The sequence below is a fragment of the Roseateles sp. GW821-FHT09H10 genome (assembly GCF_059415865.1).
Genome location: NZ_JBWKOB010000001.1, coordinates 1,161,233 through 1,176,821 on the forward strand (window position 1 = coordinate 1,161,233; position 15,589 = coordinate 1,176,821).

Here is a 15,589-nt window from a genome sequence, read left to right on the forward strand (position 1 = left end):
CCAGGGGCGACGCCAACGAGCCGGCAGTGCTCTCGGGCGGACAAGCACGAACAGGGAGTTCCATGATTATCAGCTTCGCCATCGGGCGCCTCGAAGCCCGAGCCCTTGCCATGGGCGGCATGCAGCAGGCGCTGCGCTGGTTTGCCGTCCTGCTGATGGGCTTGGCCCTGGTGGCCTGTGGCGGCGGTGGTGGCGGCGGTGAGTCCGTCACCCAGCCCAGCCTGGCGATCACCCAGCAACCCGCCGACCAGCGCGTGCTGGCGGGCAGCTCGGCCACCTTCCGCGTGGCGGCCAACGGTGCCGCCAGCTTCCAGTGGCAACGCCTGGGCGCCGATTCGCAGTGGACGGACATCGCGGGTGCCACGCAGGCGGAGCTCGTGCTGACCAGCCTGGCGGAAGCGGACAACGGCCGCCAGTTCCGCGCCCAGGTCAAGGCCGATGCGGTGGTGCTGACCAGCTCCGCCGCCACGCTCAGCGTGACGCCGCCCGTCCCCGCCGGCGTGGCCGCGCAGCCGAGCGATACGCAGGCGCGGGTCGGCCAGGCGCCGAGCTTCAGCGTCACCGCGACCGGCACCAATGTCGCCTACCAATGGCAGGTCAGCGGCGACGGCCTGGCCTGGGTCGACATGGCCGGCGCCACGACCGAGACGCTGACCCTGCCCACCGCCACCCTGGCCGACAGCGGCAAGCTCTACCGTGTGGTGGTGCGCAACAGCCTGGCAACCGTGACCTCGCGGGCCGTGACGCTGAGCGTGCTGCCAGCGCTGGCCAAGCCGCAGTTCACGGCGCAGCCCCAGGACCGCAGCGTCGTGGCCGGCGACGGCGCCACCTTCACGGCGACCGTCAGCGGCGAGCCCGTGCCCACGCTGCAGTGGGAGGCCAGCCTGGACGGCCAGACCTGGACGCCCGTGGCCGGCGCGACCACCTCGACGCTCGTCGTGGCCAGTGCCGCGCTGACCGACAACGGCCGTCGCTACCGTGCGGTCGCCAAGAACTCCCAGGGCAGCGAAACGAGCGGCGAGGCGAAGTTGGCTGTCGTCGCCACGCCCGTCGCACCGAATTTCGTGCGCCAGCCCCAGTCGGTGACGGTGGCGCAGGCCCAGGCCGTGACCTTCGACGCCGAGGCCAGCGGCAACCCCACGCCCAGCTATCAGTGGCAGGTGAGCCTCGACAACGGCAAGACCTTCAGCAATATCAATGGCGCCACCAGTGCTCGGCTGGAGTTGCCGACGACGGTGGAAGCCGACGATGGCAAGCAGTTCCGCGCCGTCGCCAGCAATCGCCTGGGTGAGGTGGCCTCGTCGGCCGCGCAACTGACGCTGCAGCGCTCGCCGCAGGTGACGGCCGACCCGCAGGATGTGATCTCGGGGGTGACCGACTCCGCCGTCACCGTGAAGGTCGTCGCGACCGGCCAGCCTGCGCCTGCCGTGCAATGGCAGGTCAGCACGGATGGCGGAGCGACGTTCAAGGACATCAACGGCGCCAGAGCCTCCACCTTCACATGGCGGCCGGTGAGTGGCGACGGTGGCCAACTGGTCCGCGCCAAGCTCAGCAATGTGGCTGGCACGGCCTACAGCAAGGCGGCGCGCGTCGGCAAGGCACGCTGGACTCATGTGTCTCCGAGCTTTGTCGGCCGTCGACTGAACTCGGTCCGTTGGCTGGACTCGCGCGTTGCCGTCGCTGTGGGCAACCAGGGCGCCATCGTGCGTACCGCCGACGCCGGCGCGACGTGGACATTGGTGAGCGAACCCATGGCTGACCTGCCGCAACTTCAGCAACTGGCCGTGCTCGATGCGCGAACCGTCGTCGCGGCTGGGCCTGGTGGATTCATGATCCGTTCAGAGGATGCCGGCCTGACCTGGAGCCCCATCCCCATCCCGACAGCCAACGCGGTCAATGCGATCTCATTCCGCAATGCCAGTGTGGGTGTGATGTCCTCCTACACGGATGGGGCGTTCCGCACCGTTGATGGGGGGCTGACCTGGACGCGGCTCTCCTCCGCCGATCCCGCCAAGCCCCTGCAGCACCTGAGCAGCATCGCATTGCGCGGCATGCTGGGCTTCGCAACTGGCGCGAATGGCTGGTTCCGCAGCACCGACGGCGGCGCGACCTGGAACGCACTCGATCTGCCGGCATCGAACTTCCCGCAGATGCTGGTTTCCGTCAGCTTTGTCGACGATCAGACGCTGGTGCTCTCCAGCGGCGCTTTCTCGCGCAGCACCGATGGCGGCGCGACCTGGAAAGGGATGTCTCCGGCCCCGGGCGGCTACTACCCGTCAACCGCAGTGAGATTCAGTCGGGACGGACAGGTCGCTCTCGATCTGGAAGGGTTCCAGCGCTCGCTCGATGGTGGCAAGACCTGGGATTTCCACCAGACCTACACGCGTTTCACAGACATGGACTTCTCGCCTGCCAACGTGGCGCTGGGCATCGGGGAAAAGGGTGAGCTGCGGCTGAGCACCGACAAGGGCACCACCTGGGGCGCCCCTTATGGCAGCCAGGGCCTGGACGGCGTCGATCTCGAGGGCGTGGAGTTCCCGGGCGACGATGGTCACGGTGTTGCTGTCGGTACCTATGGCAATGCCCTGGTGCTGCACCAGACGGCAGACGGCGGCCGCACCTGGACGTCGCTGCAGCAGTTCGTCAATCCGGCAGGGGCGATACGGCTGGCCCCGATCGTGTTTGCCGACAGGCAGGTCGGCATGGCCCCCAGCACGGCTTCCCTGCTGCGCACCGTCGATGGCGGCCGCAGCTGGGTTGAGGTGCCGAATCCGGGCTCTTACACGAATGGCGTGGCGATGCTGGACCGCGACACGATGGTGTTGAGTTCGACGCGGGGCCTGCATCGCTCCGTGGATGGTGGGAATACCTGGACAGTGGCACTCGGTGTGACCATCTGGGAAAACGATCGGCAACCTGAAAGGATCAGTGCCCGCGGTAGTGTCGTGCTGGCTCCAACCGCGTACGGCAAGCTGCATCGCAGCACCGACGGTGGCAAGACCTGGAATACCGGCACCTATGGCGGCACTTCTCCCGTATCGATGGCCTGGACCAGTGACTCGACAGTCTTCATTCTCGACGTCCGTGGCAGGCTCAACCGCAGCGATGACGCCGGTCTGAGCTGGAGGCAGGTGCGTGCCGAACCCACACCGGTCAACCTGCACAGCGCAATCCGCTTCTCCGCAGACGGGCGCCTGGGCATCATCGTCAGCACCAACACTATCTATCGCAGCAGCGATGGCGGTCAGACCTGGAACCGCGATCTTGCGCGCGACCTGGGTTGGTGGAAGGGGATCGGCTTCGCGGGCCCGGAAAAGCCGGTGGTCGTGGGCGAGGGTGGATCGGTGGCGCTCGGCGACGGATATTGAGCCGGGCCACGGTCGCCGTGGGGTGATCACTCCCGCCGCAGCAGCGTCAACCCGATCAGGCGCGACACCACGGCGGCGAGATAGATGACGCCGACGAACATCTCCAGGCTGCACAGCGCGCGCGCCAGCGGCCGCAGCGGGATGACGTCGCCGATGCCGGTGCTGGACAGCAGGGCGAAGCTCAGGAACATCAGCTCCGTCCAGCTGCGCGGCTGATCGGCGTTGACGGCCGCCGCGAAGCTGCCCGGCTGCAGGGCCTGCAGCACCACGAAGCCGTAGGCAAAGCCCCAGGCCAGCAAGGTGAAGGTGGCGCCGGCGGCGAACAGCTCGTCTGTCGTCGCGTGCATGTCGCCCATCATGTAGGCGACCAGGCTGCCGGCCGCATAGAAATAGAACAGCGCCTCCAGCGCCGCCGACCAGGGCAGCAGCCAGTGCATGTCCAGCAGGCCCTGCAGCAGCAGCAGCACGATGGCCGGCAGCGCCAGGCAGACGCTGAGCCAGGTCAGGCCGGGCGTGCGGCGCACCATGCCCGTCGTGAACACCAGCACCGTGATGCCGAAGGCGCTCAAGGCGAGCGGGCCGGCGCGCGTCGACTCGAGCAGTGGGTAGAGCAGCAGGCCCGCGAGCTGCACGACCAGCAGGATGGCGGAGGGATGGCGGCGGGTGAGGGCGAGGAGTCGGTGGTGGCGGCCGGGCATGGCGCGATTCTGCGTCCCGGCCAAAAGCTGGTGCATGAGGCTTGCAATCGCGAATGATTCTCATTACAGTGACAACATGCTCACCGATTCCCGCTCACCCCAGCCTGTTTCACAGCCGCCGGCCGTGACCCCGGGCCTGGGCCAGGCCCGCCAGATCGACAGCGCCGCGCTGCTCGGCCCCAAGGGCGAGGTCTTCATCGTGCACCGCGAGCAGGTCTACCGCCTGCGTGTCACGGCCCAGGGCAAGCTGATCCTGACCAAGTAGTTCCCCCTCCCTTTACTCGTTCGATACCGCGCCAGCCAGCCGCTGCCAGCCCGCGCCTCCTCCCATCGGAGCCCCCGTGCTGAAGACCGCCGTTGCGCTGGCCGCCGCCTGCGCCTGTGCCTGTACCCAGGCCCAAACCGACCCTAACGCAGCAACCGAGCTGCCTGAGCTGACCAACACCGCCACCCGCGGCGATCGCCGCGTGGACGAGGTGCCCGCGACCGTCAGCGTCTTCAAGCCCGCGCCCGGCGTGCGCGACCTGCGCGAGTTGCTGAAGAACGAGGCGGACCTCGCCGTGCGCGCGCCCAACCCGCGCTTCGGCCTGGCGCTGGGTGCGACCGGCCGCTCCGGCAACGAGGGCATCAACATCCGCGGCCTGGAGGGCAACCAGGTGCTGATGCTGGTGGACGGCATCCGCCAGCCGCAGAGCTTCAGCTTCGGGCCCTTCGTGACCGGCCGCGTCGGCCTGCTCAACCTCGAGGGCGCGAGCCAGCTCGAGGTGCTGCGCGGCCCGGCGTCAACGCAGTTCGGCAGCGACGGCCTGGCCGGCGCCCTGGCCCTGCGCACCCTGCGTGCCAGCGATCTGCTCAAGCCCGGCCAGAGCTTTGCCGCGCGTGCCCAGGCCTCGGCCTACACGGGCGACGAGGGTCTGGGCCTCAATGTCGCCGGCGCCTGGCGTTCGGGTGGCTGGGACTGGCTGCTGCAAGCCTCCACGCGCCGTTCGCACGAACTGGACAACCAGGGCACGGTGGGCGGTGACGGCGTCAATCGCACCGAGCCCGAGCCCCTGGACCGCGAGCGCCACACCCTGCTGGGCAAGGCCGGCCTGCGCTTGAGCGCCCAGCAGCGCCTGGAGCTGACGCTGGAAGGCGTCAGGCAGCGCGACAGCTACCAGGTGCTGTCGGCGCGCAGCGCGACGACGCTGGACCTGCGCGCCGACGACGAGAGCCGCCGTTGGCGCTCGTCACTGGCCTGGACGCTGGACGACCCCAACGCCGAATGGCTGCAGCAGGCCAGCGTGCAGCTCTATCGCCAGGATGCCCGCGTCGGCCAATACGCCTTCGAGGACCGCACCAGCACCGACCGTTCGCGCGACAACCATTACGACGAGACCCTGACCGGCCTGTCCGCCACCGGCCAGATCGGCTGGGGTGCGCATCGCATCACCCTCGGTCTGGACGCCAGCCGCAACGAGGTGGCTGGCCTGCGCGACGGCATCAACTTCTCGGCCGGCGACACCTTGCCTTCCAAGCCCTTCCCCGACACCGACTACCACCTCGTCGGCGGCTTCGTGCAGGGCGAGTTCCAGCAAGGCAGCTGGCAGATCGTGCCCGCGCTGCGCTACGAGCACTTCTCGCTCAAGCCCTCGGCCAGCGGCTATGCAGCGCCCATCGTCAAGCTGAGCGACAGCGCCGTGACGCCGCGCCTGGGCGTGCTGTGGAAGGCCCTGCCGGGCCTGGTGCCCTATGCCCAATGGGCCAAGGGCTTCAAGGCGCCCACGCCCTCGCAGGTCAACAGCGGCTTCTCCAACCCGGTGCAGAACTACGAGACCATCGCCAACCCCCACCTGAAGGCCGAGCACGCCGACAGCATCGAGCTGGGCCTGCGCGGCGATGTCGGCGGCTGGCGCTGGCAGCTGGCCGGCTTCGACAACCGCTACGACGACTTCATCAGCCAGGAAGTCGTCTCCGGCGGCGCCCCCGGCAGCAAGATCGTCTTCCAGTCCATCAACCTGGACGGCGCCCGCATCCGCGGCGTCGAGGCCAAGCTGAACGGCCAGATCGACAGGCAATGGCGCCTGGGCCTGGCCTATGCGCGCACGCATGGCAATGCCGAGCGCAATGGCGTCAAGCGGCCGCTGGACACCATCGAGCCGAGCAAGCTCTCGGCCAGCCTGCGCCAGCGGCTGTCGGCCTGGCATTGGGAGGCGACCGTGCTGCGCGCCTCGGGCAAGCAGCCCAGCCGTGTCTACGCGACCAATCCTTTCACGCCGGCCGGCTACACGGTGCTGGACCTGGCCGCCGGCTGGCAGATCAGCCCCATGTGGTCGCTGTCGGCCCGCATCGACAACGTGACCGACCGCAAGTACTGGCGCTGGGCCGACGTGCGTGGCCTCACCAACGCGAGCGCGGCCCTGGATTCCTACACCGCGCCCGGCCGCCAGTTCGGCCTGGTTCTGCAAGCCCAGCTTTGAAGGAGTCAACAAGCATGGATCTGCGCCAGGCCTATCTCGATGCCCGCGCCGCCGGCGCCACACGCCACCGCGACATCGCCATCTCCCTCGGCGTCACCGAGGGCATGCTGATCGACGCGCATGTCGGCGCGCCAAGATCGGGAAATGAGGGCGGCCTGCAGGCCCAGCGCCTGAAGCGCGACTTCCCGCGCCTGCTGTCCGAACTGAGCCGCGCCGGCGAGCTGATGGCGCTGACGCGCAACCCGCATTGCGTGCATGAGCGCACCGGCATCTACGAGCACCTCAGCGCCCAGGGCGAGCCCGGCCGCGAGATGGGCATGGCCCTGGGCGACGAGATCGATCTGCGCCTGTTCTACAGCCACTGGGCCCATGGCTACTCGGTGCGCGAGGGCGAGCAGCAGAGCCTGCAGTTCTTCGACGCCCAGGGCGTGGCCGTGCACAAGGTCTTCACGCGGCCAGCCACGCAGTTCGCCGCCTGGCAGGCCTTGCGCGTGCGCTGGGCGGACCTGGACGCACCGGCGCCGCAGTGGCAGCCCGCGCCCGAAGCCGTGGCTGCCGAGCCGGCCGTGGCCGTCGATGCCGCCGCCTTCCGCGCCGGCTGGGCTGCCCTGCGCGACACCCACGAGTTCTTCGGCCTGCTGCGCAAGCACCGCCTGCGCCGCATCGATGCGATGCAGCTCGCCGCGCCTGAGTTCGCTCAAGCCGTGGACCTGCATGCCGCCCGTGTCGTGCTGCAGGGCGCGGCGGCCAACGGCACGCCCATCATGGTCTTCGTCGGCAACAAGGGCGTCATCCAGATCCACGGCGGTCCCGTGCAGCGCGTGGCCGTCATGGGCCCCTGGCTGAATGTGCTGGATCCGCGCTTCAACCTGCATCTGCGCGAGGACGCCATCGCCCAGGCCTTCGCGGTGCGCAAGCCCACGGTCGACGGTCTGGTCAGCTCACTCGAGCTGTATGCGCCCGATGGCGAGCTGATCGCCCAGTTCTTCGGCCAGCGCAAGCCGGGTCAGCCGGAGCGCTGCGCCTGGCGGCAACTGCTCGACGGGCTCGTTGACGACCCCGTCTGGAGCGAAGAGTCCGCCGGGTGCGCCGCATGAAGCGCAGGGAGATTTTGCTGGCGGGGCTGCTGCCCGGGCTGGGTGTAGCCCAGGCGCAGCCCCGCATGGTCAGCGTCGGTGGCGCGGTCACCGAGACCGTGTTCGCCCTTGGCGCGCAGAGCCAGCTCGTGGGCGTCGACACGACCTCGCTGTTCCCTGTCGATGCCACCCGGCTGCCCCAGGTCGGCTATGCGCGCAGGCTGTCCGCCGAGGGCGTGCTGGCGCTCAAGCCCCAGCTGCTGCTGGCCAGCGGCGAGGCCGGCCCGCCTCAGGTGCTGGAGCAGTTGAAGCGGGCCGGCGTGCGCGTCGAGACGCTGGATGAACATCATCGCTTCGACGGCATCCTGGCCCGCACGACGCGCATCGGCCAGCTCTGCGGCCGCGAACGCGAGGCCGCGCAGCTCGTCGCCCGGCTGGAGCAGGAATGGGCCACCCGCCCCAAGCCGCCCGCAGGCAGCGCGCCGCGCGTGCTCTTCGTGCTGGCCCATGCCGGCGGCCAGCTGCGTGTGGCAGGCGAGGGCACGGGGGCCGACGCCATGATCACGCTGGCCGGCGCCCGCAACGCCTTTGCCGGCGTGCAGGGCTACAAGCCGCTGACGGCCGAGGCCGCGCTGCAGGCCGCGCCCGACGTCGTCCTCTGCACCGACCAGGGTGTCGAAGCCCAGGGCGGCGCCGATGGCCTGCTGAAGGCCCCGGGCCTGGCGCTGACGCCCGCCGGCCGCGCGCGCCGCGTGGTGGGCATGGAGGCCCTGCTGCTGCTGGGCTTTGGCCCGCGCCTGCCGCAGGCCGTGGCCGAGCTGACAGGCAAGCTGCATGGACGCGCGGCTTGATCGTCCCGTGATGCGCTGGCCGGCCTTGCCGGGCTGGCCGCTGGCTTTCGCGCTGCTGGTGGTTGCCATCGTCGTTGCGGCCAGCAGTGGCGCGCTGGAACTGGGCATCGCCGACTGGCAGGCCCTGCTGAACGGCGAGGACACCCAAGGCGCCATGGTGCTGGCGCAGCTGCGCCTGCCGCGCGTGGCTTTCGCGATCGTCGTTGGCGCGGCCCTGGGCCTGGCCGGCGCGCTGTCACAGGGCGTGTTCCGCAATCCGCTGGCCGAGCCGACGCTGCTCGGCATTCCCGGCGGCGCCATCTGCGCCGTCGCGCTGATGCTGACTGTGCTGTCGGCCTGGGCCGGTGGCCTGCCCACCGCGTGGCGGCCCTTTGCCGTGCCGCTGGCGGCGCTGGCGGGCGCCTGGATCATGTGCGGCCTGCTGCAGGGCCTGGCGCGGCTGCTGGTGCCGGGTGCGGTGGCGGGCCTGCTGCTGGCAGGGCTGGCGCTCAATGCGCTGGCCATGGCCGTCGTCGGCCTGTGCACCTATCTCGCCACCGACGAGCAGCTGCGCAATCTGAGCTTCTGGCAGCTCGGCTCGCTGGCGCTGGCGAGCTGGCCCATCGTCGCGGTGCTGGCCGCCGCGGTCGTGGCGACGCTGCTGATGTCGCGCCGCTGGGGCCAGGCGCTGAACGCGCTGGCCCTGGGCGAGGCAGTGGCTGCGCAGATCGGTGTGCCGGTGGCGCGCACGCGGCGTGTGCTGGTGCTGGCCCTGGCCCTGCTGTGCGGCCTCGCCGTGGCCTGGTGCGGCCTCATCGGCTTCATCGGACTGCTGGCGCCGCATGCGGCGCGCGGCCTGGTGGGCGCCGACGCGCGCCGGGTGCTGCCGGCGGCCGCCTGGTTCGGCGCCGTGCTGATGCTGCTGGCCGACACCGCCGCCCGCACCCTCGTCGTGCCGGCGGAGCTGCCGGTGGGCATCCTCACGGCGCTGATGGGCGCGCCGGTGCTCTTCCTGCTGCTCAAGCGCGCGCAGCGGGAAATCGGAGGCGGCTGGTGACGCATCACATGCTGCTGCTCGACGACGCCACGCTGGTGCGCAACGGCCAGGGCTTCGGCCCCTTCGACCTGCGCATCGATGCTGGCGAGCGCGTGGCCTTGCTGGGGCCGAGCGGAGCGGGGAAGTCGACGCTGCTGAAGCTGATGTCCGGCGACCTGGCGCCCAGTACCGGCTGTGTGCTGTTCGACGGCCAGCCCGTCGCGGCCATGGAGCCTGGCCAGCGCGCCCGCCGCCGGGCCGTGCTGCCGCAGTCGCACCAGGTCGCCTTCGGCCTGCCGGTCGAACTCGTCGTCAGCCTGGGCCGCTGGGCTGGCGCCGACGATGCGCGCTGGGTGCGCCAGGCGCTGGCCTGGGCCAGCGCCGGCCATCTGCTGGGGCGGCGCCACGACCAGCTCTCCGGCGGCGAGCAGGCGCGCGTGCAACTGGCGCGCGTGCTGGCCCAGCTCGCCGATGTCGAGGGCGGCCTGCTGCTCGTTGACGAACCACTGGCCTCGCTGGACCCCGGCCTGCAGCTGGAGTTGCTGGACACGCTGTCGAGCTTCTGCCGCGAGCGTGGCCATGCGCTGGTGGCCGTGTTGCACGACATCCAGCAGGCGCTGAACGGCTTCGAGCGCCTGGTGCTGATCCAGCGCGGACAGATGGTGGGCGACCTGCCCGCCGGCGCCTCGGCCCTGCCGGCGCTGGAAACGCTGTTCGGCCTGCGCCTGCAGGCCCTGCCGGCGCAGGACGGCGGCTGGGCCTTGGCCGCGCGGCGGCTGGAGGCGGCGTGAGGACGGGGGCCCTGTTCATCGTGGCGGCCCTGCATGGCGCCGCCTTGTTCGCCCTCTGGTCAGCCCAGCAGCGCACGGCGACGGCCGGTCCGCGGCGCGAGGCGGTGGTGAAGCTGTTGCCCGACACCGCGCCGGCGCCAGCACCAGCGCCTGCCGCGCAGCGCGCCATGCCGCCTGCGCTGAGCCTGCCCGCCCTGGTGGCCATCGCGCCGCCGAGTTTCGATGTGCAGGCCGAGACGCCCCCCGCGCCACCCGTGATGGCCGCTGCACCAGCCGCCGTGCCGCAGCAGGTCGCGGTGGTCGCCCAAGTCGTGGTGCCCGACGCTCCGGCCGACGTCGAGCCTGCCCAGCAGTCCGCTCGCCGCGCCGCCTGTGCGCCCGCGCCTCACCCGCTGGCCCTGCGCGAGCGCGGCATCGAAGGTGTGGTGCGTCTGCGCGTCTGGGTGGACGAGCTCGGCCGTGCCGGCCAGGTGCTGCTGGCCGCCAGCAGCGGCTGGCGCCTGTTCGATGACGCGGCCGTGGCGCAAGCCCGCCGCTGCCCCTTCCATCCCGCGCAGCGCGGCACGCAGCCCGTCGGCAGCTGGGTGGAGTTCCCCGTCCGTTTCGCCTTGGAGACCAGCAATGGCTGAATCCTGTTGTGCCGCCCATGCGGCCTTAGCCCCCACCACCGGTTCGCGCCGCCGCCGCCTGTGGGAGCTCGGCAGCCATGCGCATTGCCCCGTCGTCGGCGTCTGCGTGCCGCTGGAGCGGGTGCGCGTGCTCGCCAGGAAGCTGCTGGTGCTGCAGGGCGACGAGGACGACTACACCCTGCACTGCAGCCTCGTCACCGCCGCCGCACGCCGCAATGCCGTGGCCGAGGCACTGCAGAAGGACCTGGAGCAGCGCTTCGCCTTGGAGGTGCGCAGCGCCGCTCAGGCCAAATGCCGCGACAGCCTGATGGCCTGGTGGCGCACGCGCGCGGCCCAGGGCGAGATCGCCGGCGCGCTGTGGGCGACGCTGACGCATGCGCGTTGCGACGAATGGCTGGAGATGCGCGTGCTGGGCCAGGTCCACATGCTGCAGCACCAGGTCGGCGCGGCCCAGCGCGTGGACATTGCACGCCACCGCGAACTGGCCGCCGAGCACCAGGCGCTGGCGCGCGACTATGCCGAGGTGCAGCAGCGCGTGACGGGCTGGAGCCTGGAGCGTGCGCGCGAGCAACAGGCCTGGGAGCAGGAGCGCATGCAGTTCCGCGCCGCCCAGATCAGCCTGCAGACCCAGCTCGCCCAGGCCCACGAACAGCTCGCCCATTGGCAGGCCGCGCGTCCCGACCTGCCCGAGCGGCAGGCCCTGCGCGAGCGCCTGGCCGAGCAGCTGGAGCGCAACCAGGCGCTGCAGCGCGAAGTCAACCGCCTGGCATCGCGACAGCCCGCTGAGGCCGTGGAGCCGGTGCCAGTGGTGGAGAACGAGGCGCCTGTCGAGCCGGTCAAGCTGGAGCATCGCGTGGTGCTCTGCGTCGGTGGCCGCGGCGGCAGCGTGCCGCAGTACCGCCAGGCGGTGGAGGGCTGCGGCGCGCAATTCCTGCACCACGACGGCGGCAGCGAGCACAAGCCGGCCCAGCTGGAACCCCAGCTCGCCGCCGCCGACCTCGTCATCTGCCAGACCGGCTGCATCAGCCATGACGCCTACTGGCGCGTGAAGGACCATTGCAAGCGCCATGGCAAGCGCTGCGTCTTCGTCGAGACGCCCAGCCGCAGCGCCTTCGAGCGGGCGCTGGCCCAGGCGGCGACCGAGGCCGTATGAACGAACTGTCCGCCGCATCGGCCAACGCGCTGCAGCGCTGGCAACGCATCGCCTTGGGCGTGCGCCTGGCCTACAACCCTGGCAAGCCCTGCGTCATCGCCTGCTATATCGGCGTCGGCCGCAAGCTGGCCCTGCATGGGCTGGTGGGCGAGGTGGAGGCCGAGCAGCGCATGTTCCGCCTGCTGCTGCAGGCCGCCACCGACCTGGCACTGCCCTGGGCCTGGCGCCACCACTGCCTGAGCTATGCCGTGCACCCACTGGCGCGGCTGACGACGCTGCTGGCCGCCGACCCGTTTGAAGTCACGCGCCTGCATGCGCGCTGGGAGCTGGCCCAGCAGCAACTGCCGGCGACGCCCGGTGCCGCGACTGACGAAGGCTGAGGGGAAGCCCGCCTGCGGGGCGGTGAGACACTGGGCCAAACTGCAAGCGTTTGCAGCCCAGCGGAGATCGGTCATGCCCCCCGTCGCCTCGCCCCACCAGCTCGCGCGCCGCGCCATCGCACTCGTCCTGGCCGGCGGCCGCGGTTCGCGGCTCAAACAGCTGACCGATTCGCGCGCCAAGCCGGCCGTCTATTTCGGCGGCAAGTTTCGCATCATCGATTTCGCGCTCAGCAACTGCGTCAACAGCGGCATCCGCCGCATCGGCGTCGTCACTCAGTACAAGAGCCACTCGCTGCTGCGCCACATCCAGCGCGGCTGGAGCTTTCTGCGCGCCGAGCTGAACGAGACCGTCGACCTGATGCCGGCCCAGCAGCGCGTCGACGACGAGAGCTGGTATCGCGGCACGGCCGACGCGGTGTTCCAGAACCTCGACATCGTGCAGAGCACCGGCGCCGACTACATCGTCGTGCTGGCGGGCGACCACATCTACAAGATGGACTACTCGTCCATGCTGGTCGACCACGTGGCGACGGGTGCGGGATGTACTGTCGGCTGCATCGAAGTGGACAAGGGCGAGGCCAGCGCTTTCGGCGTGATGGCCGTGGACGGCGAGCGCCAGATCACCGCCTTCAAGGAAAAGCCCGCCGACCCGCCCTGCATCCCCGGCCGCGAGGGTGTCTGCCTGGCCAGCATGGGCATCTATGTCTTCAATGCCGACTACCTGTATCGGCTGCTGGCCGAAGACCTGGCCGACCCCAACTCCAGCCACGACTTCGGCAAGGACGTGATCCCCAAGGTCGTCGCCGAGCAGCGCGCCGTGGCCCATCCCTTCGGCATGAGCTGCATCATGAATCCCAACGGCGCCACGCCGTACTGGCGCGATGTCGGCACGCTGGACGCCTTCTGGGCCGCCAACCTCGACCTGGCCTCCATCAGCCCCGAGCTCGACATCTACGACACCGACTGGCCGATCTGGACCTACCAGCGCCAGCTGCCACCGGCCAAGTTCATCCCCGACCACAACGGCATGCACGGCATGACGGTCAACACCATCGTCAGCGCCGGCTGCATCGTCTCGGGGTCGCATGTCGTGCAGTCGGTGCTGTTCAACAACGTGCGCATCCGCTCCTTCTGCAACATCCACCAGTGCGTGCTGCTGCCGGGTGTCGAGATCGGGCGGCATTGCCGCCTCACCAAGGTCATCGTCGACCGCGGCTGCGAGATCCCCGATGGCCTGGTCGTCGGCGAGGACGCGAAGCTGGATGCCGAGCGCTTCGAGCGCACCGAGAGCGGTGTCGTGCTGATCACCAAGCAGATGCTGGCCCGCCTGTGACGAGAGTTCTCCAAGTCAGTGCGGAGCTGTTTCCGCTGCTGAAGACCGGCGGCCTGGCCGATGTGGCGGGTGCCCTGCCAGCGGCGCTGTCCGCGGCCGGTGCCGAGCCGCGCCTGCTGGTGCCGGGCTTTCCGGCCATCCGCGAATCGCTGACGAACGAGTGCGCCGTCGCGCCGGTGGCCTTGCCGTGGAGCGAGGGCAGGGCGGCCCTGCTGCGCGGCCGGCTGCCGGGCTTTGACATGCCGGCCTATGTGCTGGACGCGCCGGGCCTGTTCGACCGTCCCGGCAATCCCTATGGCGATGCCGTCGGCGTGGCCTATGCCGACAATCACCGCCGCTTCGCGTTGCTGGGCCTGGCCGCGGCGCGCCTGGCCGAGGGAGTGGACCCGGCCTGGCGGCCACAGATCGTGCATGCCCACGACTGGCATGCGGGCCTCGCCTGCGCCCATGTCGCGGCCAGCCGCTCGCGCCGCCGCACCGAGGCCCGCACCGTCTTCACCGTGCACAACCTGGCCTACCAGGGCCTCTTCCCCGCCGATCAGTTCTGCGACCTCGGCCTGCCGCCTTCGCACTACGCCGTGGACGGCGTGGAGTTCTATGGTCAGGTCAGCTTCATGAAGGCTGGCCTGCATTTCGCCGATGCGATCACGACGGTCAGCCCGAGCTATGCGCGCGAGATCCAGACGCCTGAGCAGGGCTGCGGTCTCGACGGCCTGCTGCGCCACCGCGCCGACGTGCTGCACGGCATCCTGAACGGCGTCGACTACGGCGTCTGGTCGCCGGCCCACGACCGCGGCATCGCGCAGGCCTACAGCGTCGAGCGGCCCGAGGGCAAGGCCGACTGCAAGGCCGCGCTGCAGCGTGAATGCGGCCTGGATGTGAAGGCCGAGGCTCCCTTGTTCGGCGTCGTCAGCCGCCTGACCGAGCAGAAGGGCCTGCCCCTGGTGCTGGACGCGCTGAACGACCTCATCGATGCAGGTGGCCAACTGGTCGTGCTGGGCAGCGGCGACGCGCGCCTGGAAGCGGAGTTCGCCGCCGCCGCGGCCAAGCACCCCGGCCAGGTCGCCCGCCGCACCGGCATGGACGAGGGCCTGGCCCATCGCATCTATGCCGGCAGCGACGTGATGCTGGTGCCCAGCCGCTTCGAGCCCTGCGGCCTGACCCAGCTCTATGGCCTGAGCTATGGCGCCCTGCCGCTGGTGCACCGCGTCGGGGGCCTGGCCGACACCATCGTCGACACGACGCTGGAAGACCTGGCCGCTGGCACGGCGACCGGCTTTGTCTTCAATGCCTTCACGGCGGACGCCTACCGCCGCGCACTGCGGCGCGCCTTTGCGCTGTGGAGCCGGCAGGAATACTGGACCCGCGTGCGCCAGGCGGCGATGCGCCAGCAATTTGGCTGGCATGAGGCCGCGCGACGCTACGTCGACGTCTACACCGGCTTGCATGCGCGCTGACCCCCCGATTGAGCAGGGCGCGCGAGGCGTGATCCACGGGCCCCCTGCCTAGAATTGCGGCCGCCGCTGTCGCCGGGAAGGTGGCCGGCCATCCATAAGAACAGGCCCCGATGGGGGAGGAAATAACCATGCGTGCAAGCCCAGCGTTGGCGTTGCTGACGACCTTCGTCCTGACCGCTTGCGGTGGCGGCGGTGGATCGGGGGCCCCCGCCCCCGCACCTGCACCCGCACCCGCACCTCCGCCTGCGCCCGCACCGGCTCCCGCACCTGCACCTGCACCTGCACCTGCACCTGCACCTGCACCTGCGCCTGCGCCTGCGCCTGCGCCTGCGCCTGCGCCTGCGCCTGCGCCTGCGCCTGCGCCTGCGCCTGCGCCTGC

General features: G+C 70.6%; 14 protein-coding genes. 13 read left to right on the top strand and 1 reads right to left on the bottom strand.

What is annotated here, in order from left to right; all coding sequences use genetic code 11:
• The first annotated feature begins 26 nt into the window (after nt 1-26).
• Nucleotides 27-3,368 carry a DUF8696 domain-containing protein gene (locus AC07OY_RS05370; protein ID WP_495041483.1) on the top strand — a complete coding sequence of 1,114 codons (3,342 nt, stop codon included), beginning with the start codon at nt 27-29 and terminating at the stop codon, nt 3,366-3,368.
• Nucleotides 3,369-3,394: 26 nt separating this feature from the next.
• Here AC07OY_RS05370 and AC07OY_RS05375 read toward each other — a convergent pair whose 3' ends face one another.
• Nucleotides 3,395-4,066: an ion channel gene (locus AC07OY_RS05375; RefSeq protein WP_495041484.1), complete on the bottom strand. Its 672-nt coding sequence runs from the start codon at nt 4,064-4,066 to the stop codon at nt 3,395-3,397.
• A 76-nt stretch (nt 4,067-4,142) separates the two neighbouring features.
• On the opposite strand from AC07OY_RS05375, the gene hemP reads away from it, so the two are divergent.
• The 12 genes from hemP to AC07OY_RS05435 all read left to right on the top strand — a co-directional run.
• A complete protein-coding gene (gene hemP, locus AC07OY_RS05380) occupies nt 4,143-4,331 on the top strand; it encodes a hemin uptake protein HemP (protein WP_495041485.1) in 189 nt (62 codons plus the stop codon).
• Between the two features lie 76 nt (nt 4,332-4,407).
• Nucleotides 4,408-6,525 carry a TonB-dependent receptor domain-containing protein gene (locus tag AC07OY_RS05385; protein ID WP_495041486.1) on the top strand — a complete coding sequence of 706 codons (2,118 nt, stop codon included), beginning with the start codon at nt 4,408-4,410 and terminating at the stop codon, nt 6,523-6,525.
• Nucleotides 6,526-6,539: 14 nt separating this feature from the next.
• On the top strand, nt 6,540-7,622 hold the full coding sequence (locus AC07OY_RS05390) for a hemin-degrading factor (RefSeq protein ID WP_495041487.1): 1,083 nt from the start codon (nt 6,540-6,542) through the stop codon (nt 7,620-7,622).
• The gene (locus AC07OY_RS05395; RefSeq protein WP_495041488.1) at nt 7,619-8,452 is read left to right on the top strand and encodes a heme/hemin ABC transporter substrate-binding protein; all 834 of its coding nucleotides are present in this window, start codon (nt 7,619-7,621) and stop codon (nt 8,450-8,452) included. Before AC07OY_RS05390 ends, AC07OY_RS05395 begins: the two co-directional genes overlap by 4 nt.
• On the top strand, nt 8,436-9,488 hold the full coding sequence (locus AC07OY_RS05400) for a FecCD family ABC transporter permease (RefSeq protein WP_495041489.1): 1,053 nt from the start codon (nt 8,436-8,438) through the stop codon (nt 9,486-9,488). Before AC07OY_RS05395 ends, AC07OY_RS05400 begins: the two co-directional genes overlap by 17 nt.
• A complete protein-coding gene (locus AC07OY_RS05405; RefSeq protein WP_495041490.1) occupies nt 9,485-10,258 on the top strand; it encodes an ABC transporter ATP-binding protein in 774 nt (257 codons plus the stop codon). The genes AC07OY_RS05400 and AC07OY_RS05405 overlap by 4 nt, the downstream gene beginning before the upstream one ends.
• Nucleotides 10,255-10,887 carry an energy transducer TonB gene (locus tag AC07OY_RS05410; RefSeq protein ID WP_495041491.1) on the top strand — a complete coding sequence of 211 codons (633 nt, stop codon included), beginning with the start codon at nt 10,255-10,257 and terminating at the stop codon, nt 10,885-10,887. Before AC07OY_RS05405 ends, AC07OY_RS05410 begins: the two co-directional genes overlap by 4 nt.
• Entirely contained in the window at nt 10,880-12,040 is a 1,161-nt protein-coding gene (locus AC07OY_RS05415) for a DUF2325 domain-containing protein (protein WP_495041492.1), read from the top strand. The genes AC07OY_RS05410 and AC07OY_RS05415 overlap by 8 nt, the downstream gene beginning before the upstream one ends.
• Nucleotides 12,037-12,420 (top strand): hypothetical protein, encoded by a 384-nt coding sequence (locus AC07OY_RS05420; RefSeq protein WP_495041493.1) that lies wholly within the window; start codon nt 12,037-12,039, stop codon nt 12,418-12,420. Before AC07OY_RS05415 ends, AC07OY_RS05420 begins: the two co-directional genes overlap by 4 nt.
• Nucleotides 12,421-12,493: 73 nt before the next feature.
• Nucleotides 12,494-13,753, top strand: a complete 1,260-nt coding sequence (glgC, locus tag AC07OY_RS05425; RefSeq protein ID WP_495041494.1) for a glucose-1-phosphate adenylyltransferase — start codon at nt 12,494-12,496, stop codon at nt 13,751-13,753.
• Nucleotides 13,750-15,210: a glycogen synthase GlgA gene (gene glgA, locus AC07OY_RS05430; protein WP_495041495.1), complete on the top strand. Its 1,461-nt coding sequence runs from the start codon at nt 13,750-13,752 to the stop codon at nt 15,208-15,210. Before glgC ends, glgA begins: the two co-directional genes overlap by 4 nt.
• A gap of 192 nt (nt 15,211-15,402) precedes the next feature.
• Nucleotides 15,403-15,589 (top strand): hypothetical protein (locus AC07OY_RS05435; protein WP_495041496.1); only part of this gene is annotated, 187 nt, incomplete at its 3' end.

Bases quoted from the DNA above. Each gene is read 5' to 3' on its own strand.
- AC07OY_RS05395 (WP_495041488.1), top strand. From the start codon at position 7,619: ATGAAGCGCAGGGAGATTTTGCTGGCGGGGCTGCTGCCCGGGCTGGGT.
- AC07OY_RS05415 (WP_495041492.1), top strand. From the start codon at position 10,880: ATGGCTGAATCCTGTTGTGCCGCCCATGCGGCCTTAGCCCCCACCACC.
- AC07OY_RS05420 (WP_495041493.1), top strand. From the start codon at position 12,037: ATGAACGAACTGTCCGCCGCATCGGCCAACGCGCTGCAGCGCTGGCAA.
- AC07OY_RS05375 (WP_495041484.1), bottom strand. From the start codon at position 4,066: ATGCCCGGCCGCCACCACCGACTCCTCGCCCTCACCCGCCGCCATCCC.
- hemP (WP_495041485.1), top strand. From the start codon at position 4,143: ATGCTCACCGATTCCCGCTCACCCCAGCCTGTTTCACAGCCGCCGGCC.
- AC07OY_RS05390 (WP_495041487.1), top strand. From the start codon at position 6,540: ATGGATCTGCGCCAGGCCTATCTCGATGCCCGCGCCGCCGGCGCCACA.
- AC07OY_RS05400 (WP_495041489.1), top strand. From the start codon at position 8,436: ATGGACGCGCGGCTTGATCGTCCCGTGATGCGCTGGCCGGCCTTGCCG.
- glgC (WP_495041494.1), top strand. From the start codon at position 12,494: ATGCCCCCCGTCGCCTCGCCCCACCAGCTCGCGCGCCGCGCCATCGCA.